Annotated in this window: 22 protein-coding genes and 2 pseudogenes; 9 read left to right on the top strand and 15 right to left on the bottom strand. The window is 61.6% G+C overall.

What is annotated here, in order from left to right:
* Positions 1-143 precede the first annotated feature (143 nt).
* Both GVL52_RS24130 and GVL52_RS24125 read left to right on the top strand, forming a co-directional pair.
* Entirely contained in the window at positions 144-920 is a 777-nt protein-coding gene (locus GVL52_RS24130) for a DUF3108 domain-containing protein (RefSeq protein WP_160011785.1), read from the top strand.
* A gap of 30 nt (positions 921-950) precedes the next feature.
* Complete coding sequence (locus GVL52_RS24125) at positions 951-1,841, top strand: DMT family transporter (RefSeq protein WP_160011783.1); 891 nt, start codon at positions 951-953, stop codon at positions 1,839-1,841.
* Here GVL52_RS24125 and GVL52_RS24120 read toward each other — a convergent pair.
* From GVL52_RS24120 to GVL52_RS24090, 7 genes and pseudogenes are all read right to left on the bottom strand, one after another.
* The gene (locus GVL52_RS24120) at positions 1,838-2,566 is read right to left on the bottom strand and encodes a hypothetical protein (RefSeq protein ID WP_244619263.1); all 729 of its coding nucleotides are present in this window, start codon (positions 2,564-2,566) and stop codon (positions 1,838-1,840) included. The two genes, GVL52_RS24125 and GVL52_RS24120, sit on opposite strands and share 4 nt — an antisense overlap.
* A gap of 469 nt (positions 2,567-3,035) precedes the next feature.
* Positions 3,036-4,789: pseudogene (locus GVL52_RS24115) on the bottom strand (methyl-accepting chemotaxis protein).
* Positions 4,790-5,127: 338 nt separating this feature from the next.
* A complete protein-coding gene (locus GVL52_RS24110; RefSeq protein WP_160011781.1) occupies positions 5,128-6,051 on the bottom strand; it encodes a DUF4167 domain-containing protein in 924 nt (307 codons plus the stop codon).
* A 344-nt stretch (positions 6,052-6,395) separates the two neighbouring features.
* Positions 6,396-7,277 (bottom strand): peptide chain release factor N(5)-glutamine methyltransferase, encoded by an 882-nt coding sequence (gene prmC, locus GVL52_RS24105; RefSeq protein WP_160011779.1) that lies wholly within the window; start codon positions 7,275-7,277, stop codon positions 6,396-6,398.
* Positions 7,274-8,356 (bottom strand): peptide chain release factor 1, encoded by a 1,083-nt coding sequence (gene prfA, locus GVL52_RS24100; RefSeq protein WP_160011777.1) that lies wholly within the window; start codon positions 8,354-8,356, stop codon positions 7,274-7,276. Before prfA ends, prmC begins: the two co-directional genes overlap by 4 nt.
* Before the next feature lie 27 nt (positions 8,357-8,383).
* Positions 8,384-10,651: a phosphoenolpyruvate--protein phosphotransferase gene (gene ptsP / locus GVL52_RS24095; RefSeq protein ID WP_160011775.1), complete on the bottom strand. Its 2,268-nt coding sequence runs from the start codon at positions 10,649-10,651 to the stop codon at positions 8,384-8,386.
* Between the two features lie 90 nt (positions 10,652-10,741).
* Entirely contained in the window at positions 10,742-12,016 is a 1,275-nt protein-coding gene (locus GVL52_RS24090; RefSeq protein ID WP_160011773.1) for an aspartate kinase, read from the bottom strand.
* Positions 12,017-12,436: 420 nt separating this feature from the next.
* On the opposite strand from GVL52_RS24090, the gene GVL52_RS24085 reads away from it, so the two are divergent.
* Both GVL52_RS24085 and gstA read left to right on the top strand, forming a co-directional pair.
* Entirely contained in the window at positions 12,437-13,051 is a 615-nt protein-coding gene (locus GVL52_RS24085; RefSeq protein ID WP_160011771.1) for an O-methyltransferase, read from the top strand.
* A gap of 158 nt (positions 13,052-13,209) precedes the next feature.
* Complete coding sequence (gstA, locus tag GVL52_RS24080) at positions 13,210-13,827, top strand: glutathione transferase GstA (protein WP_160011769.1); 618 nt, start codon at positions 13,210-13,212, stop codon at positions 13,825-13,827.
* A 58-nt stretch (positions 13,828-13,885) separates the two neighbouring features.
* Here gstA and GVL52_RS24075 read toward each other — a convergent pair whose 3' ends face one another.
* A complete protein-coding gene (locus GVL52_RS24075) occupies positions 13,886-14,131 on the bottom strand; it encodes a hypothetical protein (protein ID WP_160011767.1) in 246 nt (81 codons plus the stop codon).
* A gap of 132 nt (positions 14,132-14,263) precedes the next feature.
* Between GVL52_RS24075 and GVL52_RS24070 the strand changes: the two genes are divergently transcribed.
* Together GVL52_RS24070 and GVL52_RS24065 are read left to right on the top strand one after the other, a co-directional pair.
* Positions 14,264-15,343, top strand: coding sequence for a GH25 family lysozyme (locus GVL52_RS24070; RefSeq protein WP_160011765.1), 1,080 nt, complete (start codon positions 14,264-14,266; stop codon positions 15,341-15,343).
* A gap of 230 nt (positions 15,344-15,573) precedes the next feature.
* Positions 15,574-15,801 (top strand): hypothetical protein, encoded by a 228-nt coding sequence (locus tag GVL52_RS24065; protein WP_160011763.1) that lies wholly within the window; start codon positions 15,574-15,576, stop codon positions 15,799-15,801.
* A gap of 20 nt (positions 15,802-15,821) precedes the next feature.
* On the opposite strand, the gene GVL52_RS24060 is transcribed toward GVL52_RS24065, so the two are convergent.
* Positions 15,822-16,100 (bottom strand): hypothetical protein, encoded by a 279-nt coding sequence (locus GVL52_RS24060; protein WP_160011761.1) that lies wholly within the window; start codon positions 16,098-16,100, stop codon positions 15,822-15,824.
* A 254-nt stretch (positions 16,101-16,354) separates the two neighbouring features.
* Between GVL52_RS24060 and GVL52_RS24055 the strand changes: the two genes are divergently transcribed.
* Positions 16,355-17,314, top strand: a complete 960-nt coding sequence (locus GVL52_RS24055) for a UDP-glucuronic acid decarboxylase family protein (RefSeq protein WP_160011759.1) — start codon at positions 16,355-16,357, stop codon at positions 17,312-17,314.
* Here GVL52_RS24055 and GVL52_RS24050 read toward each other — a convergent pair.
* On the bottom strand, positions 17,311-18,357 hold the full coding sequence (locus GVL52_RS24050; protein ID WP_160011757.1) for a glycosyl transferase family 90: 1,047 nt from the start codon (positions 18,355-18,357) through the stop codon (positions 17,311-17,313). The two genes, GVL52_RS24055 and GVL52_RS24050, sit on opposite strands and share 4 nt — an antisense overlap.
* Positions 18,358-18,722: 365 nt before the next feature.
* Here GVL52_RS24050 and GVL52_RS24045 point away from each other — a divergent pair, with 365 nt between their 5' ends.
* On the top strand, positions 18,723-20,915 hold the full coding sequence (locus GVL52_RS24045) for a CHASE2 domain-containing protein (RefSeq protein ID WP_160011755.1): 2,193 nt from the start codon (positions 18,723-18,725) through the stop codon (positions 20,913-20,915).
* Positions 20,916-21,660: 745 nt separating this feature from the next.
* Here the strand turns inward: GVL52_RS24045 and GVL52_RS30965 are convergent.
* Positions 21,661-22,431: pseudogene (locus GVL52_RS30965) on the bottom strand (FecR domain-containing protein); the annotation flags it as partial.
* 215 nt (positions 22,432-22,646) lie between these two features.
* On the opposite strand from GVL52_RS30965, the gene ubiG reads away from it, so the two are divergent.
* Positions 22,647-23,393 carry a bifunctional 2-polyprenyl-6-hydroxyphenol methylase/3-demethylubiquinol 3-O-methyltransferase UbiG gene (gene ubiG / locus GVL52_RS24035; RefSeq protein ID WP_160011751.1) on the top strand — a complete coding sequence of 249 codons (747 nt, stop codon included), beginning with the start codon at positions 22,647-22,649 and terminating at the stop codon, positions 23,391-23,393.
* A gap of 94 nt (positions 23,394-23,487) precedes the next feature.
* Here the strand turns inward: ubiG and GVL52_RS24030 are convergent, their stop codons facing one another.
* The 4 genes from GVL52_RS24030 to GVL52_RS24015 all read right to left on the bottom strand — a co-directional run bounded on the left by GVL52_RS24030 (position 23,488) and on the right by GVL52_RS24015 (position 25,677).
* Positions 23,488-24,045 carry a DUF3291 domain-containing protein gene (locus GVL52_RS24030; RefSeq protein ID WP_160011749.1) on the bottom strand — a complete coding sequence of 186 codons (558 nt, stop codon included), beginning with the start codon at positions 24,043-24,045 and terminating at the stop codon, positions 23,488-23,490.
* A gap of 25 nt (positions 24,046-24,070) precedes the next feature.
* Positions 24,071-24,499: a DUF1178 family protein gene (locus GVL52_RS24025; protein ID WP_160011747.1), complete on the bottom strand. Its 429-nt coding sequence runs from the start codon at positions 24,497-24,499 to the stop codon at positions 24,071-24,073.
* Between the two features lie 114 nt (positions 24,500-24,613).
* The gene (gene grxC / locus GVL52_RS24020) at positions 24,614-24,871 is read right to left on the bottom strand and encodes a glutaredoxin 3 (protein WP_160011745.1); all 258 of its coding nucleotides are present in this window, start codon (positions 24,869-24,871) and stop codon (positions 24,614-24,616) included.
* A 32-nt stretch (positions 24,872-24,903) separates the two neighbouring features.
* On the bottom strand, positions 24,904-25,677 hold the full coding sequence (locus tag GVL52_RS24015) for a ComF family protein (protein ID WP_160011867.1): 774 nt from the start codon (positions 25,675-25,677) through the stop codon (positions 24,904-24,906).
* Between the last annotated feature and the right edge of the window lie 20 nt (positions 25,678-25,697).

The following is a 25,697-nucleotide window of genomic DNA, read 5'->3' as shown; positions in this document are numbered from 1 at the left end:
ATAATCAGACAGACCGGGCGCGTCAAGCCAAACCTTGCCGTTTCCCGCAATTCCGTCAAAAAGCTCGTGTTCTCTTCGGGCTGCGACAAGCGTATAGACCGTATCTGACGGCCTGACCAGCGCGCCGGAACAAGGTTCATTTCATGGCTCATATGGGCAAACGTATTTTCATCTCTGTCCTGGCAGCACTCACAGCCATTCCGGCAAGTGCCGCCGAGGTCGTGCATCGGACGGAATACAAGGTGGCGCTCGGCATCATCACCATCGCCCGCGCCGCCTTCATGACCCGGATCGAGGATGACAAGACCTATCGCGTCTCCGGCGATATCAGCTCGGCCGGCCTCGCCGACCTGATCACCACCATCTCGGCGAAGACCAGCGTCGATGGCGTGATGCGCGGCGACCGCATGCAGGCATCGCACTATCTGCTCTATTACAAGAGCGGCAAGCGCGCCAGAACCTATGATGTCCGCTACACCAACGGCAACATCACCTCGACGACGGTCAAGCCGCCGCGGCTGCCGCCGAAGAACTGGGTCAATGTGCCGGCCGCCGACATGCGCGCCGTGCTCGACCCGATCTCCGGCCTGATCTTCCCGGCCAATACCGACGTCTGCGCGCAGAAGCTGCCGATCTATGACGGTGAGATGCGGATGGACCTGGTGATGTCGCCGAGCGGCTCCAAGGATTTCTCGACCGAAGGCTTCACCGGCAAGGCAACAGTCTGCAACGTGCGCTTCGTGCCGAAATCGGGCTACAAGAAGGGCCGCAGCGATATCGACTACCTCAGCAAGAGCAGCCGCATGGAAATCTGGTTTGCCAAAGCGGATGCGGCGAATGTATATGCTCCAGTCTTCGTTCGCATACCCACGCAATACGGGCCAGTGACGATTACCGCGGTAAAATACAGCGCAACGTAACGGAGCGACTGCCTCCGCGAAGGAGAACAGATGAAGCTTCGGGCAACGCTGATCGGGTTCACGGCCATTCTCATGTGGTCGTTTCTGGCGCTGTTTACGGCCGCATCCGGCAAGATGCCGGCCTTTCAGCTGACGGCCGTCTGCTTTGCCATCGGCAGCATCCCGGGCCTGCTTGTGCTGGCTCTCAATCCATCCCGCGTCAAGCTTCTGAAGCAGCCGCCCAAGGTTTGGCTCACAGGCATCATTGGCCTGTTCGGCTATCACTTTCTCTACTTCACCGCGCTGCGCAATGCGCCGGCCGTCGAAGCCGGGCTGATCGCCTATCTCTGGCCGTTGCTGATTGTCGTGGGCTCCGCCCTGCTGCCGGGCGAAAAGCTGCGCTGGTATCACGTCGCGGGCGCGCTTGCGGGCCTTTGTGGCACCTTCCTGATTATCGGCAAGAACGGCATCAACTTCGATGGTGCCTATGCCGTCGGCTACGGTGCGGCGTTGCTATGCGCCTTCACATGGTCGGGATACTCGCTGCTGACCCGTCGCTTCGATGCCGTCTCGACCGATGTCGTCACCGGCTTCTGCCTTGCGACATCCATTCTGTCGCTGCTTTGCCACCTGGGACTTGAGACGACGGTCTGGCCGGAAACACTCTTCGAGTGGCTGGCCATTGCCGGTCTCGGGCTTTTCCCCGTAGGAGCGGCCTTCTACGCCTGGGATCATGGCGTCAAGAACGGCGATATTCAGATTCTCGGCGCGGCAAGTTATGCCGCGCCGCTGTTGTCGACCCTGATCCTGACGATGTCGGGCTTTGCCGAGCCCAGCTGGCGTATCGCGCTCGCCTGCCTGCTTGTGACGGGTGGCGCGATACTCGCAGCTCGGGAGATGTTTCGGAAGAAGACCGTATCGAAAGGGCAGATTGCCGCTTAGCGCATCGCAATGACCATCTTGCACAGCTTCACGAGGCTGCCGTCAAACCCGGCACCGGCGCGCAGGATGTCCTTGCAGCGAACCTTCATCTTCACCTGATCGGACGAGGACAGGTCGTTGAAGGCCTGCAGGGACTTGATGCTGCTCCTGCTGTTGGTGCCCGAAGCGTTCGGCCCATTCGGGCTTCTCGTATCCGTGGGATTTGTGGGGTTCGTGGGGGTCCTCGGATTATCAGGATCGACACCGGGTACGCCAAGCAAGATGTCGAGCAAGGTACGGCCACCGACACCCACATTGGCGCGGGCGCTAGCCAATCCCTTGCCACCAACGGTAGCGCCAACACTGCTGTTGACCCCGGCAGATCCGCCGATGCTGGCCGTGTTTCCAACGCCAAGCCCACCGCCGGAACCACTCCCCACGGATGTGCCGGTATTGACGCCGCTGGCACCGCCCACCGACGCCGAGACGCCGAGCCCACCACCGGAGCTGGTACCGACATTGGCATTGACGCCACTTGCGCCACCGACCGAAGCGGTGGCCACGGAACCGCCGCCAACAGTGGCATTGACGCCGCTGGCGCCGCCGAGCGACACGCTCAAGCCATTGCTGGTTCCGATGCTGAGGCCATTGCTGCCGCCAACGTCAAATGCGCCTGCAGGCAGCGGAGCCGCGACCGCTGCGAAACCAAGGGCCAAAAGGGCGAATTTCGATGCACTATACTGCATTCCAACCTCCACGAGATGCTGCCGAACCCAATGCCCGACACACGAAACGAAAGAAGGGAAGCGCGCTTTCCGGAAGGGACGGGCCATTGCCAAGAGCGGCGGATGTCTCGTCCCTACATGAATATAAGCATATTCGTAAATTCTAACATTTCAACGGCGCCTCGCGCATAGGTTTTGTTTTCTTGAGTGGACAGCTAATATATTATGAATCTCTAATTCTATCGTTCGATGCAGTCGTAGCAACATGTTACGCCTGCAGGCGCGGGGTGGAACAGCTTGGCACATCCACCCCGAATGCGGCAGAATGCCGGCAGGCGCGCCATGCTCTCCGGCATTACGATCCACGACATATGCAATTATAAGTATGTATTTCGAGCGCCCTGGATTCCAACGAAAATTTCACTGAAAACAAAATGGCCGGTAGAGCCCTGAAGCGCTGCCGGCCATTTCGTTCGTTCTCATCTGACGATCAGAATTCTTCCCAGCTATCGCCCGCCGGAGCGGCTGCGCCATGGGCTCTGGCGACCCGAGAGACAAGATGGAGAGCGGGAGAGGTTGGCGCCCTGGCAGGCGGCCTGTGAGCATAGGCATCGCTCAATCGGAATTGCGCCAGCAACCCGCGAAGCGCCTCTGCCTCTGACGCCAGCTTGTGACTTGCTGCCGTGCTTTCCTCGACCATGGCGCGTTCTGCTGCGTCGATTGATCGAGCTGGTTGACGGCCGTGTTGATCTCCTTGAGACCGGTCGCCTGCTCCTTGGAGCCTTCGACGATTGCCGCCACATTGGCGTTGATGTCGTTGACCTGGGTGACGATGGTCTCCAGAGCCTTGCCGGTCTGGCCCACCAGATCCACGCCGTTGCGCACCAGTGCGCTCGATGTCGTGATCAGCGACTTGATCGCCTTTGCTGCACTGGCAGACCTCTGCGCAAGTTCGCGCACCTCCTGGGCGACAACAGCAAAGCCCTTGCCCGCCTCTCCGGCGCGTGCTGCCTCGACCCCGGCATTCAGCGCCAGGAGATTGGTCTGGAAGGCAATGTCGTCGATCACACCGATGATATTGGTGATCTCGCGGGAGGACTGCTCGATCTGGTCCATCGCCGCCACGGCATTGCGAACAACGAGACCCGACTGTTCTGCCCCCTGCTTGGTCTTGGCGACCAGCTTGCCGGCCTCGTCGGCGCGGTGACTGCTATCGTTGACCGTCGTGGTGATCTGCTCGAGCGCCGCTGCCGTCTGCTCGATCGATGCCGCCTGCTGTTCGGTACGCTTGGAGAAGCTATCCGCCGTCGAGCCGATCTCGCGGGACCCGGCCGCAATCGCATGGGCATTCTCGCCGACCGTCTTCAGCGTCTCCGAAAGTCGGCCCACCGTCGCGTTGAAGTCGTGCCGCAACTGCTCCATCGACGGCACGAATGCGACATCGACGGTCTTCGTCAGATCACCCTCCGAAAGCCCGCGCAGCGCCTGGCCGAGCTGCTTGATGGCGCTCATCCGCTGGGTGACGTCGGTGGCGAACTTCACCACCTTGTAGACCTTGCCGTTGGCGTCCGTGATCGGATTGTAGGCCGCCTGGATCCAGATCTCCCTGCCGCCCTTGCCATAGCGCACGAATTCGTTGGCAATGAACTCGCCCTGCGCCAGCCGGCGCCAGAAGTTCGCATACTCCTCGGTGCGGGTGTAGGCCGGATCGCAGAAGATGCTGTGATGCTTGCCGGCTATCTCACTCAGGGAATAGCCGAGGCCATTGCAGAAATTCTCGTTGGCCGTGATGATCTCGCCGGTTGGCGTGAACTCGATCACCGCCTGCGATCGCGAGATCGCATCGAGCTTCCCGGCATCCTCGACGGCCTTGTTTTTTACGACGGTGATATCGGAAGCGAACTTGACGACCTTGTAGGGCTTGCCGTGCTTGAAGACAGGATTGTAGGAGGCCTGGATCCAGATCTCGCGACCGCCCTTGGCCACGCGTTTGTAGGCGCCGGTATCATACTCGCCCCTGCCGAGGCGCGCCCAGAATTCGCGATATTCCGGCGTCGCCGTGGAGGCCGGATCGCAGAACATGCTGTGATGCTTGCCGACAATCTCCGCCAGGCCATAGCCAAGCGCGTTACAGAAGTTTTCGTTCGCTTTCAGGACGTTGCCCTTCAGATCGAACTCGATGATTGCTTGCGACTTCGAAATCGCACCAAGGATATATCCCGAATCAGACGCCAGACCGAACATTCCCATCCCCCTCTTAAGGCGACGCCAAAGTTGGCGCGCCGCACAACGTTAAAAGGGTCCCCGACTGCGCAATCGTCATCGATCGCGCCGCGCCGCTCACCGGAGAACTGCATCCATCCTAGATCGCAATCTCCAAACCCCTCACAACCAATGATCATCCCGTGAGGGTTAATGTTTAGTATGCAAGAAATATCTAATTTAATATGCGTACGCCCCCCAAAACTCATGATGCATTTCTTACATGAGATGCATCTGGCAATCCGGACGCAAAAAGGGCGCCCGTTAAGGCGCCCTCGAGACATCTGCACGCTCTCCTGACGGAGACGCGATGCGCAGTATTATTCGGAATCAGCTTCCGCCATTGCAGGCGCATCGCCGGCACCGGCATCGCCTTCAGCTGCTGCTTCGCCTTCCGCACGACGCGGGCGGCGTGGACGGGGCGTTGCGCTGCGGCGACGTGGCTGACGCCCCGTTGCTGCACCGCTTTCCTCGCCCATCGAAACCTCGGCTGGGATGCCTTCGATCTCAGGCTGCGGGCCGGAACCGTCGTTTACCTCTGGCTGAGGGGCTTCGACGGCGGCAACGGGCGCAGGGCGCCGCTCTTCGCGACGGCGTGGCTGGCGCACGGCCGCCGGCTGCTCATCGCTGCGGTTGGCCTGTGGCTGCTCTTCGCTGACCGGCTGCGGCTGCTCTTCGTTGCGACGCGGCTGCTCTTCCGAGCGACGCTGACGCTGTTCGTCGTTGTTGCGGCGCGGCTGTTCGTCCGAACGACGTGGCTGCTGCTCATCGTAGCGGCGAGGCTGATCGTCGTTGTTGTTGCGGCGCTGCTGGTGTTCCTGCTGCTGCTGGCGCGGCGGCTGAACGACGACGACGTCGTCATTGTCGGAGCCATCCATGTCATCGCCATCGGAGCCGTCACGATCGAATTCGCCGCGGTCGTCGCGCTGGACACGATCCTGCATCTGCGCCTGGGCGGCAGCAATGATGCGGTAGTAGTGCTCGGCGTGCTGCAGGTAGTTCTCGGCGATCACGCGGTCACCGGAGCTCTGCGCGTCGCGACCGAGCTGCGCGTATTTTTCAGCGATGTGCTGGGCAGTGCCACGGATCTTAACGTCTGGGCCGGAGCTGTCGTAGGTCCGCGTCAGCGGATTGCCACCCTTGCGGTTGAAATTGTTATTGTTGTTATTGTTGTTGCTTCCGCCGCCGCCGCCACTGTTGTTGGTACGCCCGCGACCGCGTTTGTTCTGCTGTCCTGGCCTCATCGATCGTTCACCTGAATTCTCTGTTTGTGTGGAGTGATGGCACTATCAGCCGTGACCGGATCGACCGGCTCAGGGCCTTCGTGCCGCAAGCATATTGCGCCTTCGCGCCAACCTGCCGCTTGTTCTCAAGTCGCTTTGACTGATTCACGCATTGGGTCGTGTTCAACCTTTGAAACTCTCGATTAAGAGAGTGGACCCCCGAGGCCGAGCTAGCTTCGAACGACTCATCGTTCTGACCTATCTCTCCAATACGTGGGGGCAACCTATATTGCTTCCCGTGTAAATCCAAGCCTTTTCTTCGCAATGACAACAACGACCTATCCGATACAGTCGTTTGCGACCCATCACTTGAGAGCGAACACAAGTACCCGGTCATTCTGACCATAATCCTTCACGGATTCCAAGCACTTGAAACCGGCAGTCGCAAAAACGCCTGTCACGTCCGCTTGCTGATCGTAGCCTATCTCGACTCCAATAACACCGTCAGGCTGCATGAACCTTGCGGCATCCCTGGCAATTGACCGGTAGGCGTCGAGCCCATCGCTACCGCCATCCAATGCGGCAGCCGGATCAAATTTTGTCACTTCGGGAGCAAGAGTGTCAACGACACTGGTAGCTATATAGGGCGGATTTGAGACAATCGCATGAAACGACCCGTGGATATCCTCGAACCAGTTGGACTGGATGGCTTCGAAGCGGTCCTGCAGTCCGTTTCTCCTGGCGTTTGATTGCGCCGTCCTCAATGCATCGGCCGAGATGTCGCTGCCGACGCCGGAGGCCTCGGGACATTCGCTCAGCAGCGCCAGGCAGATCGCCCCGGTGCCCGTTCCCATGTCCAGGATGTGGATATGCCCATCCCTTGTTGCAAGGTCTCGCAGGTAGGGAAGCATCGTATCGACGAGAATTTCGGTATCCGGCCGCGGCTCCAGCGTCTCGGCGGAAAGCGACAACGGCAGCCCATAAAACTCCCGTTCGCCCAATATGCGATGCACCGGCTCATGTGCCAGCCGTCGCTCGATCGCAGCCTCGATGCGTGCTGCGTCTTCGACGTCGACGGGGTCGCCGCCGCGCGTCAGCATTTCGGTTGTTGTCAGATCAAGCAACCCTGCGATCAGCACCCGCGCATCGGCGGCCGGATCGTCGATGCCACCTTCGGTGAAGCGGCGGCGAGCCTCGGCCAGCAGCTGGGAAACGGTCGTACCGGCCTGTTTCCCGCTGCCGCTCATAGAGACTGTTCGCCGAGTTGCGCCAACTGGCTCGCCTGGTAGTCGGCCATCAGGGCATCGACGATTTCGTCGATTTCGCCGATCATCATCCGGTCGAGCTTGTAGAGCGTCAGGTTGATGCGGTGATCGGTAACGCGGCCCTGCGGGAAGTTGTAGGTGCGGATGCGCTCCGAACGGTCGCCGGAGCCCACCTGGCTCTTGCGGTCGGCGGACCGCTCGCTGTCGGCGCGCTGGCGCTCGGCGTCGTAGAGCCTGGAGCGCAGAACCTGCATCGCCTTGGCGCGGTTCTGGTGCTGCGACTTTTCCGAGCTGGTGACGACGATACCGCTCGGCAGGTGGGTGATGCGCACGGCCGAGTCCGTCGTGTTGACGTGCTGGCCGCCCGCACCCGATGAGCGCATCGTGTCGATGCGGATATCTTCCTGGCGGATTTCGATATCGATCTCTTCGGCCTCGGGCAGCACCGCGACGGTTGCCGCCGACGTGTGGATACGCCCGCCCGCTTCCGTCTCCGGCACGCGCTGCACCCGATGCACACCGGACTCGAACTTCAGCTTGGCGAACACGCCCTTGCCGGTGATCGTCGCGATGATTTCCTTAAAACCGCCGGCTTCGCCCTCGCTCGACGACAGGACCTCGACCTTCCAGCCGCGAGCAGCCGCATAGCGCTCGTACATCCGGAACAGATCGCCGGCAAAAAGTGCTGCCTCCGACCCGCCGGTACCGGCGCGGATTTCGAGGATCGCGCTCTTTTCGTCGGCCGCGTCCTTCGGCAACAGCAGCAGCTGGATTTCCCGCTCAAGCGCCTCGATCCGCTCCTTGACGTCGGGCATCTCGGTCTCGGCCATGTCGCGCATCTCGCGATCGACCGACTTGTCCTCAAGCAGCGATTCGAGATCGGCCAGCTCCGAGAGCGCCTTCTCGTAGTCGCGGATCTTCATCACCACCGGCTGCAGCTCGGAATATTCGGAGGCAAGCTTGACGTAGACGTCGGCCGCAGGGCCGGCCGACATGCGCGCTTCGATCTCGCCGAAACGGCGTTCCAGCTCGCGCATCTTTTCAACGGGAAGCTTCGCCACCCTCACTCCAATTCTGTCTGTCTAAAACTATAGCGGAATATTGTGCGTGTCGGCGAAGTGGGTAAGCAACTCGCGCATCGATGTCGGCGTCTTGGTATCGTCAAGCGCATCGTTCATCAGCTTTTCCAGCGCCCCGACATCGAGACCGAGCAGCATCGCCTTGACCGGCCCGATCGAGGCCGGCGACATCGACACCGAGCGGAAACCGATACCAAACAGCGCCATCGCCGAGATCGGCTTGCCGGCCAACTCGCCGCACAGCGTCACCGGCGTCTTGTTGCGCTCGCCGGCCCGCGCGATGTCGCGCAGGATCCGCAGGAACGGCTTGCTCAGCGTATCGAACCGATCGGACACCCGCGCATTGCCGCGATCGACCGCCATCGTGAACTGGAACAGGTCGTTGGACCCGACAGACACGAAATCGACCGCCGCCATCAGTTCGTCGAGCTGCCACAGCAGCGAAGGCACCTCCAGCATGGCGCCGAACTGCAGCTTGCGCGGCAGGCCATGGCCGAAGCGCGACAGATGCTGCACTTCCTTCTGCAACAGCTCGCGAACCTGCTGGAGCTCCGAAACCTCGGTGACCATCGGCACCATCAGCTTCAGCTCCATGCCGGCCGCAGCCTTGAGCATGGCGCGCAGCTGCGTGCGCAGCAGGCCGGGCCGGTCCAGCGACAGGCGGATCGCCCGCCAGCCGAGCGCCGGGTTTTCTTCCTCGTGGCCGCGGAAATAGGGAACGACCTTGTCGCCACCGATATCGAGCGTGCGGAACGTCACGACGCGACCCGCCGCCTGCTTCAGCACGCTGCGATAAAATATCTCCTGCTCTTCCGCCTTTGGAAGGGTCGCGGCAATCATGAACTGCAGCTCGGTGCGGAACAGCCCGATGCCCTCGGCACCCGATTCCGACAGCTGCGGCAGATCCACCAGCAGTCCGGCATTCATCTGCAGCGAAATACGCTGTCCGTCCTTGGTCAGCGGCTCGACGGCGCGCAAGGCGCGGAACTGCTCCTGGCGGCGGGCACGAAACCGCACCTTTTCCTCATAGGAACGCTGATGCTCCGGCAGTGGCCGCAGGTGCACGTGACCGCCATCGCTGTCGATGATCACGGCATCGCCATTTTCGGCCAGCGCCACAATGCCGGCCGCCTGGCCGACGACAGGGATGCCCATAGCCCGCGCGACGATGACGACATGGCTGGTCACGGCGCCCTCTTCGAGAACCAAGCCGCGCACGCTGGCGCGGGGATAATCGAGCAGTTCGGCAGCGCCCATGGCACGCGCCAGGATAATGGCATCCGCAGGGAAACCGTCGCCCGAGGTGCGTCCGGTGTAGCCGGTCAGCTGTCGCAGCAGGCGGTTCGCCAGATCCTCGAAATCATGCATCCGCTCGCGCAGATAGGGATCGGTCAGGCGCATCATCCGCGCTTTGGTATCGCTCTGCACCTTTTCGACCGCGGCTTCCGCCGTCAGGCCGTTGCGGATCGCCTCTTCGAGCTTGCGCACCCAGCCCTGGTCATGCGCGAACATCCGGTAGGTTTCGAGAACCTCGCGATGCTCGCCCTCCATCGACATGTCACGCTGCGACAAGAGATCGTCGATCGAGATGCGCAGCGACCCGAGCGATTCCGCCAGGCGACGGATTTCCTTGTCGGCATCGTCGTTGAGCAGGTTGGTGACGACGATGCGCGGCTCGTGCAGCACGACATAACCGAGGCCGATGCCTTCATTATAGGTGTCGCCGTCGATCGTCACCGATCGCGTCAGGTCGAGTTCGAGGCCGGGCTTGGTGAGCTTCTTCAGCTCGCCGGTGGCGATCATCTCGGCCAGCACCATCGCCGTTGTTTCGAGCGCTTCCAGCTCTTCATCGCGATAGTTGCGGCTTGCCTTGTTCTGCACGACGAGAACGCCGAGCGAGCGGCCGGCGCGAAGGATCGGCACGCCGAGGAACGAGTGATAGATCTCTTCGCCGGTCTCCGGCAGATAGCGGAAGGCCGGGTGCGATTGCGCATCGGAAAGATTGAGTGGCTGTGCGGATGCCGCGATGGTGCCGACGAGGCCCTGCCCCATCTTCAGCTGTGCCAGATGCACGGCTTCCCGGTTCAGACCCTCGGTTGCATAGAGTTCGAGCACGCCATCGGCACGCAGCACGTAGACGGAGCAAACCTCCGCCACCATGTTGCTGGCAATCTGGCTCACGATCCGGTCGAGACGTTCCTGCGGCTCCAGCGGCTCCGCCATCAACTCGCGTAGCCGCTTGAGCAGCACACGCGGACCGCCGGATAGGTCTCTCATTGCGTCTCAAGCTCCAAAAACAAAATCAAGGTAGCCCGGCAGAATGCCGCGCCACTTCTCAACTTGTACGCGCGGCAGGCCTGCTGGGAATCAATTCTTATCCAGACCGTAGCAGGAATGCAAAGTCCTGACAGCGAGTTCCGCATAAGGACCGTCAATCAGGATGGAAATCTTGATTTCCGAGGTGGTGATCGCCTTGATGTTGATGCCCTTCTCGGCAAGTGCCTTGAAAGCAGTCGCCGCGACGCCGGCGTGGCTGCGCATGCCGATGCCGATGACCGACACCTTCACCAGACCCGATTCGTTCTGCACCACGTCGTAGCCGATGCTCTCCTTGTGCTCGCCGAGCACCCGGATAGCCTTCTCGACGTCGCCCGAAGGCACGGTGAAGGTCATGTCGGTCTTCGAGCCATCTTCGGAGATGTTCTGGACGATCATGTCGACATTGATGTGGTTCTCGGCCAGCGGTCCGAAGATCGCGGCTGAGACGCCCGGCCGGTCGGCAAGACGGCGAAGCGAGATCTGCGCTTCATCCTTGGCATAGGCGATGCCGGTGACTACTTCCTGTTCCACGATTTCTTCCTCGTCACAAATCAGCGTTCCGGGCGGATTCAAGAAATCACCCATGCCCGGCGCATCGGGATCTTCAAACGACGAACGCACGAAGGTGCGCACTTTGAACACCATGGCAAGCTCGACCGAGCGAACCTGCAGAACCTTGGCGCCGAGAGACGCCATTTCGAGCATTTCCTCGAAGGCGATCTTCTTCAGGCGGCGCGCCTGCGGCACAATCCGCGGATCGGTCGTGTAGACGCCATCGACATCGGTATAGATATCGCAGCGATCGGCCTTGACCGCAGCAGCAATCGCCACGGCCGACGTATCCGAGCCACCGCGGCCGAGCGTCGCGATCCGATTGTCGGGGCCGAGCCCCTGGAACCCGGCGATCACCGCAACCTGGCCTTCGCCCATCCGCTTGATGATGTCGGCACCGTCGATCTCGAGGATACGGGAAGCGCCATGCGCATTGTCGGTCCGGATCGGGATCTGCCAGCCCTGCCAGGAGCGGGCATTGATATCCAGCGCCTGCAGCGCGATCGCCAGCAATCCAGACGTTACCTGCTCGCCCGAGGCCACGACCGCATCATATTCGCGCGCATCATAGAACGGCGAGTTGGTACCGGCCACCTTCGGCGTGTTTTGCACCCAGCCGACCAGCTCGTTGGTCTTGCCCGACATGGCGGAAACGACGACAGCCACTTCATGGCCGGCATCGACCTCGCGTTTGACGTGGCGGGCAACATTGTGGATGCGGTCCAGATCAGCGACGGATGTTCCGCCGAACTTCATTACGATGCGTGCCATAAGCCTCTACCACAGCAAACCGCCGGGCGAGACGAAAGCCAGACCCGGCACGACGAAGCCTTGTGAGAGAGCAGGGCCGAAGCGCCAGAACAAAACACTCTGGAACCCTTCTAAAGCCTTGCGCACAAGGGCCCAAGTTGCGGCGTCTCTTACCGAGTTTGTCGGGGGGTGGCAAGGTGGAGAAAGGAGAATGACGGCGTCTATCGCCCGCAGAATTTGTCGTCGCCCGGACAAGCTCGATCAGCACCGAACGACCGTTCGATGCTTGCTGCCGTGTTCGCCCGGTCATCGCCATCTGCCGCAATCGACCTTAACTGTCGCGAATCTCCATTATTGCCAAAGTTTAACTTCAGCCGCGGCACCGGCTGGTGCACTCTCGATCTCGCACCACGACGACAAACTGCAGGATACGGAAAGCGGATGGACAGCAAAATTCAGGGCGTGCTCGACGCCTACCACGAGATGATCGACAAGGAACGTGGCAGCCCGCGCATGGAAGCGCCGGGCGGGCGCGATGGCGGACAGGACACCAGGATGCGCGCCGTCGGCCCGCGCACCGGCCAGTTGCTGAATATTCTGGCCGCAAGCCTTCCCTCGCCGACCATCCTCGAACTCGGCACCTCCTTCGGCTATTCCGGCATCTGGCTGGCAGAAGCCGCCAGGGCATCGGGCGGACGGCTGATCACCATGGAACTGCACGGCTACAAATCCGAATTCGCCCGCGACATGGCAACCAGGGCAGGCCTTGCCGACGTCATCGACTTCAGGGTCGGCGATGCCGTCGAGATGATCAAGCAACTGAACGTCGGCATCGATTTCATCCTCGTCGATCTCTGGAAGGACCTCTACCTCCCCTGCCTTGAAGCCTTTTACCCAAAACTCAATCCCGGCGCGATCATCGTCGCCGACAACATGCTTCGCCCCGGCGACGACAATGTGACGGCCTATGGCGAAGCGATCCGCAGGAAGCCCGGCATATCGAGCGTGCTTCTGCCGGTCGGCAGTGGCATCGAGATCAGCCGTTACGAGCCGTAAAGCCTCGGGGAATTACCACGCACGCCTGTCCCACAGCATACGGCGCGCGCAAACGCGTTCGTGATCACCATGCCGGCTCCAAATTCAAGTGCGGTAATTTTTCCTTCACAAACAAAGCATAGGCCGCCGCCATCGCCCACCAAGGAATTGATCCACCGATGAAACTCTACTTCGCCACCGGCACCTGCTCGTTTTCGCCCCACATCGTGCTGCAGGAACTGGGCATGCCCTATGATCTCGTGCGGGTGAACAACAAGACCAAGCAGACCTCGGAAGGCAGCGACTTCCGCAGCGTCAATCCGAAAGGCTATGTCGCAGCCCTGCAGCTCGAAACCGGCACCGTCCTCACCGAAGGCCCGGCGATCGTTCAGTATCTCGCCGACCTCAGGCCGGAGACCGGCCTGGCACCTGCCAACGGCACCATTGGCCGCGCGCAGCTGCAGGAATGGCTGAGTTTCATCAACAGCGAAGTCCACGCCGGCGTCGGCCCGCTGTTCAACCCGGCCTTTCCCGATGAAGCGCGAACGATCTTCAGGGACAAGCTCGCCAAACGCCTCGAAGTGATCGTCGCCCGTCTTGCCGGCAACGATTACCTGATGGGCGACACTTTCACCGTGGCCGACGCCTATCTGTTCACGGTCTTCGGCTGGTTCCCGCACCTGGCCATCGACCTCGGCGCATGGCCGGTCATTGCCGCCTACGTCAAGCGCATCGAGGCGCGCCCATCGGTGGCTGCAGCGCGCGCCCGCGAAGCCGATATAGCCATGGTCGCCTGACCGGCTGATCGAGAACCGAACAACGTAAAGGCGGCGGAAGACGATCTCGCCGCCTTTTTTATGCAATCGGCCTTTGAGAGGAATTGACGACCGGCACCTCCCGCCATCCCGTCTGCGTGTTCATCGCAGAAATCCGGCCATGGCGCATCAGCAACGAGAAGAAAAGCCATTTTTGTTCAAAGACTTGATCGCGCCGCACACCCGCCGTAACTGCCAGGATCAAGCTTTTTGAGGGTGCCGCCAAAGACAGCCTGAACCCTTGGCGATCCGGCCGCCAGACGGACAAGCCATTGTCGTGCGCCACCTCATCGCTCCACCAATCTCAACCCGTAAAGATTGGATTCAGCATTTTTTGGTAATGTCCCGTTAGCAATACCCTTTGATGTTCCTGGCGGCGCGTATTTGTCCCAGGCTTGTAGTGAGTAACGGGTTCCCAATGCGTTTTCCGGCCGTGCCAGCGATCCTTCTTGCCTGTCTGACCGTATCAGGCTGCACATCCACTTCTGGCCCCGATGTTTTGGCCTCCGTCGCGCCCTCTCGCGAAACAACCAGTTCCGTTTCTCCACCCGCAGCCGTGCCCTCCGCGCCGGTGCCATCCGCCGATATTGGCGGCGCCGATCTGCAGCCCGCGCCGCACCAGGAGGTCCTGGCCTGGGCAGGCCAGATCCCCGAGCCAAAAGCCTTCATCCCGGCCAACAGCACTGTCGGCGCACCGCTTCCGGCCGAGCGCCCGATGGTCGCCATGGTGGTGCCGCCGGCCCGTCCGCCTGTTCTGGAAAGCCCCGATATCGATATAGAGCCCGCCCCGCGCAGCCGCGCCGGCCAGCTCTACAGCCGGCGTTTCCGCGATGCCAAGCCAATCAACTTCGGCTCCGCCTCGCCGCACAAGCTCGCCGTCCACGGCGTCGATGTCTCGCGCTGGCAGGGCGACATCGACTGGCCGAAACTGCGCACCCAGGGCGCCAACTTCGCCTACATCAAGTCCACCGATGGCGGCGACCACCTCGATCCGATGTTCAAGACCAACTGGCGCAAGGCCAAGGAAGCCGGCATGAAGCGCGGCGCCTACCACTTCTTCTACTGGTGCCGCACCGCCGGCGAGCAGGCAGACTGGTTCATCCGCAACGTTCCAAGAGATGCCGATGCACTGCCGCCTGTCATCGATGTCGAGTGGAACGGCGAATCCAGCTGCAAGCGCCGCCCGTCGCGTGAAAACGTGCTGGAAAAGATGAAAGTCTTCATGGACAAGCTCGAGCGCCACTACGGCAAGCGCCCGGTCATCTATACTGCGCCGGATTTCTACGCTGACAATCTCGAAGGCGAGTTCCTGAACTATCCCTTCTGGCTGCGCTCCGTCGCCGCCCACCCGTCCAAGCGCTATCCCGGCCGCAAGTGGCTGTTCTGGCAGTATTCCGGCTCCGGCCTGTCGCATGGCGTCGATGGCAGGATCGATCTCAATGTCTTCCATGGCAGCGGCGATCAATGGATGGGCTGGTCGTCGGCGCGCTCCGGCTGACCGCTCCGCCACAGGCAAAACCGGCGAATGATCAACGAGGGCTCACCAAAGGTAAGTCACCGTGATCTATATTTTCAACCATGACGACAATCACCGTGATTTGTTTGCAACAAATATGCGGCACGACTAAAAATTGGGCGGAATATATATTCCCAAAGAAATGTAACTGTGATTCTTCTTCGATCATAAGTATGCGGCGTAAATTGATTCGCGAAATTCTTTGATGCTGAATGATTTGGCGGAGATTCCGAATGAGAAATCTTGATATTGAAAGCTGGGCGCTCGCCCGGGCCCACCACATTGTTTTGAATGAGGGGCTCAATCTTGCAAAGGCAGCCCAGGATCTCGACCGCAAGCGGTCACGGTCACTGGTCTATGAACTGCGCAGCGTCATAACGGCAGCGATCCTGGAAGCCCACGCATCCTCCGACAAGCCGGAACCTGTACCACAGAGTTGAGTGCACGCCTGGACCGTCCCTCAGGGTCGCGCACGAAGAGCTGACATGATCCTGGAGGCGACGACCACCTCCGTACCGGCCAGCCCGACGGAGCACAAGAGCGTGGTGTCGCCAGCGCCGTTGCGAGACAGCACAGATCCGGTGACGACATCGGCCAGATCGACCACGCGGTCGCGTTCAGGAAAACCGTCAAGAAAAAATGGCGCGCCATAGGCTTTGGTCTGCTCCGGCGAATCCGTGGCAATGACCTTGGCACGCCGCGCCACGTCGAGACCAAGCTCGTGATTGTCTGCGGTCATCCCACCTCCAGCAACCGATAGTAGGCAAAAGCCAAAACCAAGCACACGCAGGCGGTTTCAGCGCATCGCGGCACTTGATTTAAGCCACGGGCAACCTCAACTTCCTATGGTCTTGCAACGCACCACCTCATTCTTTCCACAATACGGCGCCAAGCAATCAGCATTGTACCGAGTAAGGCTTCCTGACGCATTGACGCGCACAGATTTAGGAATAAAACCTTCTCGAAATAGTCATGAAATGAACCGTTGCTAAAATGAACAAGCGCATTCTCGTCACCGGCGGCGCCGGTTTTTTAGGATCCAATCTCTGCGGGAGACTGCTGGAACAGGATCATAAGATTGTCTGCATGGACAATTTTTCAACCGGCTCCTGGCGCAATATCGCGCCCTTCCTCGACAATCCGAACTTCAGCCTGCTGAAGCATGATGTGACCGAGCCGACATTGCTGGATATCGACCAGATCTACAATCTGGCCTGCCCTGCGTCGCCGGTGCACTATCAGGCCGATCCGATCGCCACGTTGAAGACCAGCGTTCTGGGCGCGCTCAATGTGCTCGAAATGGCGAAGCTGCGCAATATCCGCGTGCTGCAGGCCTCGACCTCCGAGGTCTACGGCGATCCGGACATTCACCCGCAGCCGGAGAACTACTGGGGCAACGTCAACCCGATCGGCCCCCGCGCCTGCTATGACGAGGGCAAGCGCAGCGCCGAGACCCTGTTCTTCGACTATCAGCGCCAGTTCGCGCTACCGATCAAGGTCATCAGGATCTTCAACACCTACGGCCCGCAGATGCAGCTTGCCGATGGCCGCGTCGTCTCCAACTTCATCGTTCAGGCCCTGACCGGCCAGAACATCACCATCTATGGCGACGGGATGCAGACCCGGTCGTTCTGCTATGTCGATGACCTCGTTTCCGGCATGGTGGCGATGATGAACAGCGGTGCCGATGTCGTCGGACCGATCAATCTCGGCAATCCCGAGGAATTCACCATGCGGGAACTGGCCGACATCGTTGTCGAGATGACCAATTCGCGCTCGCGCATCATCCACCAGCCGCTTCCCATCGATGACCCCCGTCAGCGCCGGCCGGATATATCGAGGGCAAGACAGTCTCTCGACTGGAACCCGAATGTCGCCCTTCGTGACGGCCTGGTGCGCACCATCGCATACTTTGAAGACATGCTGGCGGAGCAGACCCGAGCGGCCTCCTAACCGAGGCCGTCCCGATCCCAATGCGCCTCGATGATTTCGACGGCGCGGCGGGCCTGGCTTTCGAACGTCAGCCTCCGCGCCAATGCCTGTCCGCGCTCCGCAATGGCCTTGGCCTCCGCATCATGGCTGCGCACCCATTCGATCTTCTCTTCGAAATCCGTCATGTCAGCGGCGACGGGCACGTAATGCTCGAACGGCTTCAGCGCGTCATAATACCATTGACGGAATCCGAACTGCGAACCGACCTTCAGAACGCAGCAGCCATAGTGCATCCGCACCAGCAGGTTCGACCAGGTGTTGGTGTATCCGTCGATATCGATGGCGAACTTTTGCCCGAGCCAGCGCCTGGCCGGCATCGGCGCGCCCAGCAATCCCGACCGCATTGCAAATACCCCGAAGGACGCAATGGCGTTTGGAACGTTGACGAATTTGACGTCGGTTCCTGCCACACTCTTCAGCCGCATCACCATCCGCAGCCGTTGCATCACCGCCGGATTATCGACGTCCTCCGGAGCAAAGCTGGGCCAGCCTGTTCCGTTCATTGCGCCGCGCCAGGCCAGATCGCCGGATCGCTCCTCCCAGCGGACCGCACCAAGACCGGCGTCGCGCTCGGCCACGAAGCCATGGTTCTGGAAATAATGCGGGTCGGGCAGACCCACATGCTGCGGAAACCGCACAGAGGCGGCAAACCGCGCATTGGAGGCGACATCGCCGTCAGATGCATTGACCGTGATCCGCGTCACCTCGGGCGGTGTCAGGCTGAGCCAGTAGGCATAGGCGCAAACCATCCGTCGCATCGACCGGGTAAAACGGCGCGGCGAAGCAGTCTCGAGCACCAGCGTGAAGCGCTGCCCGCGTCGCTCGATCAGCACGTCCCGCGGCGGATTGCCGGCATTCGTATAGCGGATCCGCACCTCGGGCGCCCCTACACCGATTTCGGCACCGACACCGGAACCGACGCGCGCGAACTCGCGTCTGAAGTAGGGAGCAACGGGCAAGGTGCAGTAGAGGCGAACAGGATCAAGGCTAATTGCGTAAGTCATGATATTTCTGAAAAATCGAGCTCAAATCGTACCGAAACACCATTTCTGCAGCCCTCGCTACCACCTTTGCATTGTAAATTGAGCCGGTTGAGCCCACCGGCAATACAACCGGCAGCGACCCGGACCCTTTTCTCTCCGGCGCATGCACGGCGTATCGAGGCCACCGGCTCCAGCCCGGTTGTGGCGGCAGGCAAGTGAGCATGGTGCGCCCGCTGTGTCCCAACCACCAAGCGCCCGAAAGACGCAGTTGCATCGCACCGGAGAAACAGGCAGCCTGAGTGCGGCCTGGCGGAGCGCCTGCAGCAGGACATGTCCAGCCCGCACTGAGCCGCGACCAGACCTCCGACCCACGGACCGATCCGATCATGACGCGCATGCAGCACATCGGTGTCATCCTTGGCCTCGCGCTCGTGGCGGCCTTCACGCTGCTGCGCGCCAGCGATCCGCCGCTGCTGCGCCAGCTCCGGGACATAACCTTCGACGAATATCAGCGCATCACGCCGCGCCCGTTCGAGAACACGCCCGTCCGAGTCGTCGATATCGATGAGGCATCGCTGCGGGAGTTCGGCCAATGGCCATGGCCGCGCGATCGGCTGGCGCTGCTGGTCGAGAGGCTATCCGACATGGGCGCCGCATCCATCGCCTTCGACGTCCTGTTCGCCGAGGCCGACCGCCTGTCCCCACGCTCGATCATGCGCGACGTCGGCGGCGTCGATCCGACATTGCTTAGCCGGCTACCTGACAACGATCAGATCTTTGCGGAATCCCTAGCAGGGCGTCCCGTCGTCCTCGGCTTCGGCCTTTCCACCGATGGCAGCTACAAGCCACCCGTCAAGGCGGGCTTCGCTTTCACCGGAGAAAGCCCCTTCAACGCGCCGCCGCACATGACGGCGGCAACCCCGATCCGCCCGCAGTTGCAGATCAATGCATCAGGCATCGGCCATATCAGCCTCAATCCCGGCACCTATTCCTCAGCCGTCCGTCGCGTTCCGCTGCTGCTCAGCGATGGCGAACAGCTCTATCCGAACCTGGCGCTCGAGGCATTGCGCGTCGCCCAGGGCGCCTCGACCTATATCGTCGCCGCGGCACCCGATGCAGCGGACACGCTGACATCGATCAAGGTCGGCGATTTCGTCGTTCCGGTCACCTCATCAGGCGAACTCTGGCTCTATACCAGCCCCGACAATGCCGAGCGCTACATATCCGCCGCAAAGGTCCTGGCCGCAGACGGCCCGCCGCCGGAGGTCAGCGCCGCCATCCAAGGCAGCATCGTCTTCGTCGGCACCTCCTCGGCCGGTCTCCAGGATATCCGCACCACGGCGCTCGGCGAAAACGTGCCAGGTGTTTCCGTGCATGCGCAAACCGTCGAGCAGATCCTCTCGGGCCATTTCCTCTCCCGCCCGGATTGGGCCGACGGCATGGAGATTCTGCTGATCGCCGTGCTCGGCACCTGCCTCGTCATGGTCACCACCTTTGTCAGCCCGGCCGTTGCCCTCGCCTGGGGCGTGATCATCACGGCGCTCGCATTGGCCGCCTCGTGGATCGCCTTCTCGCAATGGGGCTTGCTGTTCGATCCGCTGGCGCCGATCATCGCCGGCTCGATCATCCATTTCGCCGCCACCTCGTTCCGCATCCTGGTGATCGATCGCGAGCGCCGCGAGGTCCGGCGCGCCTTCGGCCAGTATCTTTCGCCTTCGCTTCTGCATCGCATCGAGCACAATCCCGACGCGCTGCGCCTCGGTGGCGACGACCGCGAACTGACGGTGATGTTCGTCGATGTGCGCGGTTTCACGACGCTGAGCGAACGCCTGCAGCCGGCAGACGTCGTCCGCTTCCTCAATACGCTGCTTGATGCCCTGAGCCGCCATGTGGTGGCCAATGAAGGCACGCTGGACAAGTTCATCGGCGATTCCATCATGGCATTCTGGAATGCGCCGGTGGACGTCGCCAATCATCCGGCAAAGGCCGTGCGCGCCGCCCTTGCGATGCGCCAGACGCTGGCCAGCCTCAATGCCAACGACGCCTTCGGCTTCGGCCCGGCATACCAGGTTGGCATCGGCATCGGCATCCACACGGGTCTTGCCTGTGTCGGCAACATGGGCGCCGAAAGCCGCTTCAATTATTCCGCCGTCGGCGATGCGGTGAATGTCTCGGCCCGCATCGAAGGCTGCTGCAAGGAAGTCGGCTTCGACATCCTCGTTTCCGAGACCACGGCTGCGGCATTGCCTGATTTTGCGCTGCTCGACGCCGGCGCTCTGGGCCTGAAAGGCAAGAGCACCCGAACACGGCTCTATGCCGCAATAGGCGATGAGGAGATCGGTCTGTCGACCACGTTTGCCCTGCTTGAAACCGCTCATCAGGCACTCATCGAGGCAATGCGCACCCGCTCGGCCGATAGCCGAAAGCTTCTGGCACGAACGAGACAGCGCGCCCAGCCCTTCACCGAAGCAGCCCTGCCGGAATTCTACCGCCGCCTTGCCCGCCGCGCCGAGCACTTCCGCGACGTGCCCGCAGACAAGATCAGCCAGCCGGCCACACACCAGGAGCATGTTACGTAGGATAGCACCGACGGAGCTGGAGCCTGAGCGATCACAGTTCCGCCCGGGCTTCTAGCTTCAAGCAAAACCGAACGCAAATTCGCCGACCATTTGTTCTGGAAGCAATTTAACGTCCGTGACGACCATGATTGCGCGCGCGCTGCCCACCATCGCCATGCCAGCCGCCGCGTTGGCGGTTCCCATTTTCGGCGCGGTCACGTCCGGCATCACCTGACCCGGCCTCAGCCGAGCCGCCATCGGCCGGCCCGTCGCTTGCAGGCCCAACGCTTGCCTGCCTGTTGCCAGCCTGTCTGTTGTCTGCGTGTCTGTTGTTTGTTTGCCCGTTATCTGCATGAACACCATTGGTATGCGCATCACCCGAGTGGGCGCCGTTCGCCGGCGAGCTGCGGGCCTGCTGGCGGTCCTGCCGGCCATTATGGTCGCCGCGCCTGCCCGCGCCTCTGTCGGCATGGTCCCTATCCCGATGCCCGCGATCGGCATGATCCCTGCCGCCCCGGTCAACTTGTCCGTTGCGTTGCCCGTCAGGCTGGCCGCCCTGTCCACCGCGTTGATTGCCCAAGCTCGCGAGCTGGCGGCCAGGACGATGGTGTCCTCCATCCCGGCCCCCGCTGCGCTGGCCCCAGCCTCCGTCCTGACCGACAGGGTGCCCGTTCCAGCCGGCATGGTGCCCATCATGACGACCACCCCAGTGATCGTCATGGCGGTCACGATGGCCGCCCCAATGATGATGGTCATCTCTGTGATGGTGATGTGCCTTGTCAGGCTTCTGCGGGCGGTCCGGCTCGCGCTGCGGCTCTTGTGTCTGCGGCGCCGGCTCTTGCTTCTGGGGAGACGGAGCCACCTCCGGCGCATCCTCCCGGACAGGATCGCGACGCTCGAGCCTGATGCTCCGCAGGCCACAGCTGGTGCGGATATTGCCGAGAGGCCCGGAAAGCTGCTGGTTTCCAGACAGGAAAGGCAGAGCTTTCTGGTTCCCCAGCGTGCGCAGTGTCTCCTCGTCAACCCTGCGCGGTTCCGAAACCCCGCCACGACGCGACGCAATCACGCAATCGCACTGCTGCCTGAGCTGCTTGCACCCGCCAGCGCCGCAAAACTGTGCCGAGCCGTTGAGAAGCACCATGGCCGTCGTCCCGTTCGGAGCGACATAGACATCGAATGCCGTGCCTCTGACGCCGATCGTTCCGGCCGGCGTCACGATCGAATAAGCCGATGACGACGAGTTGCCGCTGATCCAGCGGAACGTTCCCTTGGCAGCCTTGATGGTGAGTTTCTTGACCGAGTTTGCCTCGTCATAGACATAGCTGTCGATCACCACGGACGACCCTGCGCCGACCGCAAGCTTGGTGCCATCGCGGAAGACGAATTGCCCGAGCCCGCCGATCGATGTCCGTATCCGCTCGTCGCGATGAACAGGCGCCTTGACAACCAGTGGTCCGTTCTCGCCGGTGACCTCGGTCTTGATGAGAGTCGCCTCGCCAACCGCTACTTCCGCGAACGCCGGAAACGGGTTGCACATCAACAGGCCGAACACCGCGGCCGAGACACCACGCAGACGCAACATCGTTGTCACCCTCAAGATAGGTTAACAATATCACAATATGTTCATGGACGTCGCCTTATCCTCTTGGGGTAGGGTCGCGGCCGGCCGCGGCCACAGGACACATCCTCCCGCCTCTTGACTTCGCAGGTCGTTCGTCCGACTTCAGTCGTGACAAACCAAGGAGCATGACCATGACGGAAGCGGCAAAAAGCACCATCAACCAGAGCGAAGTGGACCGCTTCTCGGCCATGGCCGCCGAGTGGTGGAGCCCGACCGGCAAGTTCAAGCCGCTGCACAAGTTCAACCCGGTGCGACTGGGCTATATCAGGGACAAGGCGGCGGAGAATTTCGGCCGTGATGTGCGCAGCGCCCGCCCGCTCGAAGGCTTGCGCCTTCTCGATATCGGCTGCGGCGGCGGTCTGTTGTCGGAGCCGGTCGCCCGCATGGGCGCAACCGTCGTCGGCGCAGACCCTTCCGAGAAAAATATCGGCATCGCCTCGACGCACGCGAAAGCCTCCGGCGTCGCCGTCGATTACCGCGCAGTGACCGCCGAACAACTGGCAGACGCCGGCGAGACCTTCGATATCGTGCTCAACATGGAAGTGGTCGAGCATGTCGCCGACGTCGAATTTTTCTTGACCACCTGCGCAAAGATGGTCCGTCCGGGCGGGCTGATGTTCGTCGCCACCATCAACCGCACGATGAAGGCCGCGGCCCTTGCCATCTTCGCCGCCGAAAATGTCCTGCGCTGGCTGCCCCGCGGTACGCATCAATACGAAAAGCTGGTGCGCCCTGAGGAAATCGAAAAGCCGGTGACGGCCGACGGCATGACCATCATCGACCGCACCGGCGTGTTCTTCAATCCCCTGTCGAACCAGTGGAACCTGTCGCGGGATATGGATGTGAACTACATGCTGCTCGCCAGGCGCGAGGCGTAAGGGCCGCAATACCGGCGTCAGCGTCTGCCGCCCCTCATCCGACCCTTTCGGGTACCGTCTCTCCAAGGAGAGACGGGAAAATCACGGCACCCGCCTAAACTTTCAAAGTCAGCACATGCGCCAGGAGTTCGCGCTGCGTCTCGGCGTTGCGTGCGGCCAGTTCCTTGATCCGATCACGATCGATCTGAACCTCTGCGCCATCAGCGCCAAAAGGCCGCTTGAAGGTAAATCCGTCCGCACTCGGCCCATGATCCGCCAGATGCTCGAACCGCTCGACCGCCTCGCTCCAGTCCGGCCGGTGGTTGCGACCAACCCACCACAACACCAGTGGCGGCCATGCCGGCCTGACGTTCCAGTGGCGCGCGTGTTTCAGCGCATCGGCATGCACGCCGTTATAGCTGAACGCCATAAGCGACTCGATATCGGCCCACAGAGACAGGGAGGATGGCGCGGTGTCGAAGCCGCTGCCGGCAATGAAGCGAGGGAAGACCTGCCGACCCCAGCTCCGTGTTCCGGCCTCGCCGGTGTAGCCAGAGCGGCCGAGGAACCCGCAGGCGCGGGCGGCAGCCTCGAAATTGGCTGCCTCGCGCAGCCTAAAACCTTCGACTGCATCGCTCTCGAAGGGCGCCACGTGCAAACCGAAGTTATACATCGCAAGGCGCGCCTAGGAACACATGCTAGTTCACATCATCCGGCAAAACAGGCAACGCGGCAATCTCGATACCTTCTTCCAGCAGGGCCTGCGCCTCGTCAAATGTTGTCTGGCCGATGATGCCGCGTGCGTCCGCCTCGCCGTAGTGGATCTTGCGCGCCTCCTCGGGAAACCGCTCGCCGACATCCTCGGAATTGGCCTTGATCGCGGTCACCGCCTCTTTCAGCTTCTGGAACGCCTCGCGGCGCACCGCGTCCATCGCAACCGTCTGCATCTGGTCCTTCTTGCGGGCAGTCGAAACCGACGGCGCCATCAGCAGCTTCGAGACCGCAGCCGAATTGCACACCGGGCAGGTGAGGAAGCCTGACGTGACCTGACGGTCGAAATCGGCACTTTCGGAAAACCAGCCCTCGAACTCGTGGGCGTTTTCACAACGCAGCGAATAGCGGATCAAGCGGCCACGCCTCCGGACAGCGCCCGCAGCCGCGCCATCGCCGCAGCGTTGCGCTGCGGGTCCACACCCGAACAGATCTGGATGGCGGCGGCTTTGAACGTCATGCGCGTTTCCTCAGGCTGCCAACAGCGGGTCGAGTTTGCCCGCGCGATCCAGCGCAAACAGATCATCGCATCCGCCGACGTGGCTGTCGCCTATGAAAATCTGCGGAAAGGTCGAGCCGCCATTGGCCTTCGAAATCATTTCTTTGCGCAATTCCGGCGAGAAGGTCGCATCGTGTTCGAGGAACTCGACGCCTTTGCCGGCGAGAAGGGACTTGGCGCGGGCGCAATAGCCACAGGCCTGGCGTGTATAGATCGTGACGGGTACCATGACGGCTCCAGCAAGGGACATTTATCTCCCTGTCATATAGTTTCCGAAAGAGCCCTTGCAAAGGTCAAAACCGTGATATCGGCTGCACCGGCCTTGCGCAGGGCCCTTGCAGCCGCCGCAACGGTGGCGCCTGTCGTGTAGACATCATCCACCAGCACCAGCCGCTTTCCGAACACATCGCCCTCCCGTCCCTCGCCGATCGCAAACGCACCCCGCACATTGTCCTCACGCGCCTTGGCTCCCAATCCGACCTGCTGGCGCGTTCGCCGGATGCGCAGCAGCGTGGCCGGCAAGAACGTGCGATCAGCCTGCCTGGCCATATGCCGCGCCAGCTCCGCTGCCTGGTTGAACCTGCGCGAAAACATCCGCGTCCGATGCAAGGGCACGGGCAGGATTGCGTCGCAGCGCTCCACCATCCCGTCGGATGCCCTGAGCATCCACATCGCCATCATCGGCGCCAGATCGGTTCGGTCCCGATATTTCAGCCCGTGCACCAGATTGCGCACCGGCACGTCATGGAACGCGGCCGAGCGCAGGCGGTCGAACGGCGGCGGATTGGCGATGGCGGCAGCACTCAGGATTCCGGGGCCGAGATCATGCGTGAAGGGAATGCCGAGAACCTCGCAGTAAGGCCGCTCGATGAAGCGGAGCGCCGACCAGCATTTCGGGCAAAGCCCGCGATGCCGGCCGGTCGAAACGCCGCACACTGCACAGCCCGGCGGATAGACCAGATCGACCACGGCAGAAAGCGGCCGCAGCAGCGTCCTGTCGATCCCGGCCAGACGTTCGAACCAATGCAACCCCATGGCGAAGCAATAGCGCATTT

This window comes from Rhizobium sp. 18055 (assembly GCF_902706285.1).
Lineage (GTDB): Bacteria > Pseudomonadota > Alphaproteobacteria > Rhizobiales > Rhizobiaceae > Rhizobium.
The sequence above is the reverse complement of the archived record's forward strand: the minus strand, read 5'-3'. Positions and strand labels throughout refer to the sequence as shown.

Bases quoted from the DNA above. Each gene is read 5' to 3' on its own strand.
- GVL52_RS24130 (WP_160011785.1), top strand. From the start codon at position 144: ATGGCTCATATGGGCAAACGTATTTTCATCTCTGTCCTGGCAGCACTC.
- GVL52_RS24125 (WP_160011783.1), top strand. From the start codon at position 951: ATGAAGCTTCGGGCAACGCTGATCGGGTTCACGGCCATTCTCATGTGG.
- GVL52_RS24120 (WP_244619263.1), bottom strand. From the start codon at position 2,566: ATGCAGTATAGTGCATCGAAATTCGCCCTTTTGGCCCTTGGTTTCGCA.
- GVL52_RS24110 (WP_160011781.1), bottom strand. From the start codon at position 6,051: ATGAGGCCAGGACAGCAGAACAAACGCGGTCGCGGGCGTACCAACAAC.
- prmC (WP_160011779.1), bottom strand. From the start codon at position 7,277: ATGAGCGGCAGCGGGAAACAGGCCGGTACGACCGTTTCCCAGCTGCTG.
- ptsP (WP_160011775.1), bottom strand. From the start codon at position 10,651: ATGAGAGACCTATCCGGCGGTCCGCGTGTGCTGCTCAAGCGGCTACGC.
- GVL52_RS24090 (WP_160011773.1), bottom strand. From the start codon at position 12,016: ATGGCACGCATCGTAATGAAGTTCGGCGGAACATCCGTCGCTGATCTG.
- GVL52_RS24085 (WP_160011771.1), top strand. From the start codon at position 12,437: ATGGACAGCAAAATTCAGGGCGTGCTCGACGCCTACCACGAGATGATC.
- gstA (WP_160011769.1), top strand. From the start codon at position 13,210: ATGAAACTCTACTTCGCCACCGGCACCTGCTCGTTTTCGCCCCACATC.
- GVL52_RS24070 (WP_160011765.1), top strand. From the start codon at position 14,264: ATGCGTTTTCCGGCCGTGCCAGCGATCCTTCTTGCCTGTCTGACCGTA.
- GVL52_RS24065 (WP_160011763.1), top strand. From the start codon at position 15,574: ATGATTTGGCGGAGATTCCGAATGAGAAATCTTGATATTGAAAGCTGG.
- GVL52_RS24060 (WP_160011761.1), bottom strand. From the start codon at position 16,100: ATGACCGCAGACAATCACGAGCTTGGTCTCGACGTGGCGCGGCGTGCC.
- GVL52_RS24055 (WP_160011759.1), top strand. From the start codon at position 16,355: ATGAACAAGCGCATTCTCGTCACCGGCGGCGCCGGTTTTTTAGGATCC.
- GVL52_RS24050 (WP_160011757.1), bottom strand. From the start codon at position 18,357: ATGACTTACGCAATTAGCCTTGATCCTGTTCGCCTCTACTGCACCTTG.
- GVL52_RS24045 (WP_160011755.1), top strand. From the start codon at position 18,723: ATGACGCGCATGCAGCACATCGGTGTCATCCTTGGCCTCGCGCTCGTG.
- ubiG (WP_160011751.1), top strand. From the start codon at position 22,647: ATGACGGAAGCGGCAAAAAGCACCATCAACCAGAGCGAAGTGGACCGC.
- GVL52_RS24030 (WP_160011749.1), bottom strand. From the start codon at position 24,045: ATGTATAACTTCGGTTTGCACGTGGCGCCCTTCGAGAGCGATGCAGTC.
- grxC (WP_160011745.1), bottom strand. From the start codon at position 24,871: ATGGTACCCGTCACGATCTATACACGCCAGGCCTGTGGCTATTGCGCC.
- GVL52_RS24015 (WP_160011867.1), bottom strand. From the start codon at position 25,677: ATGGGGTTGCATTGGTTCGAACGTCTGGCCGGGATCGACAGGACGCTG.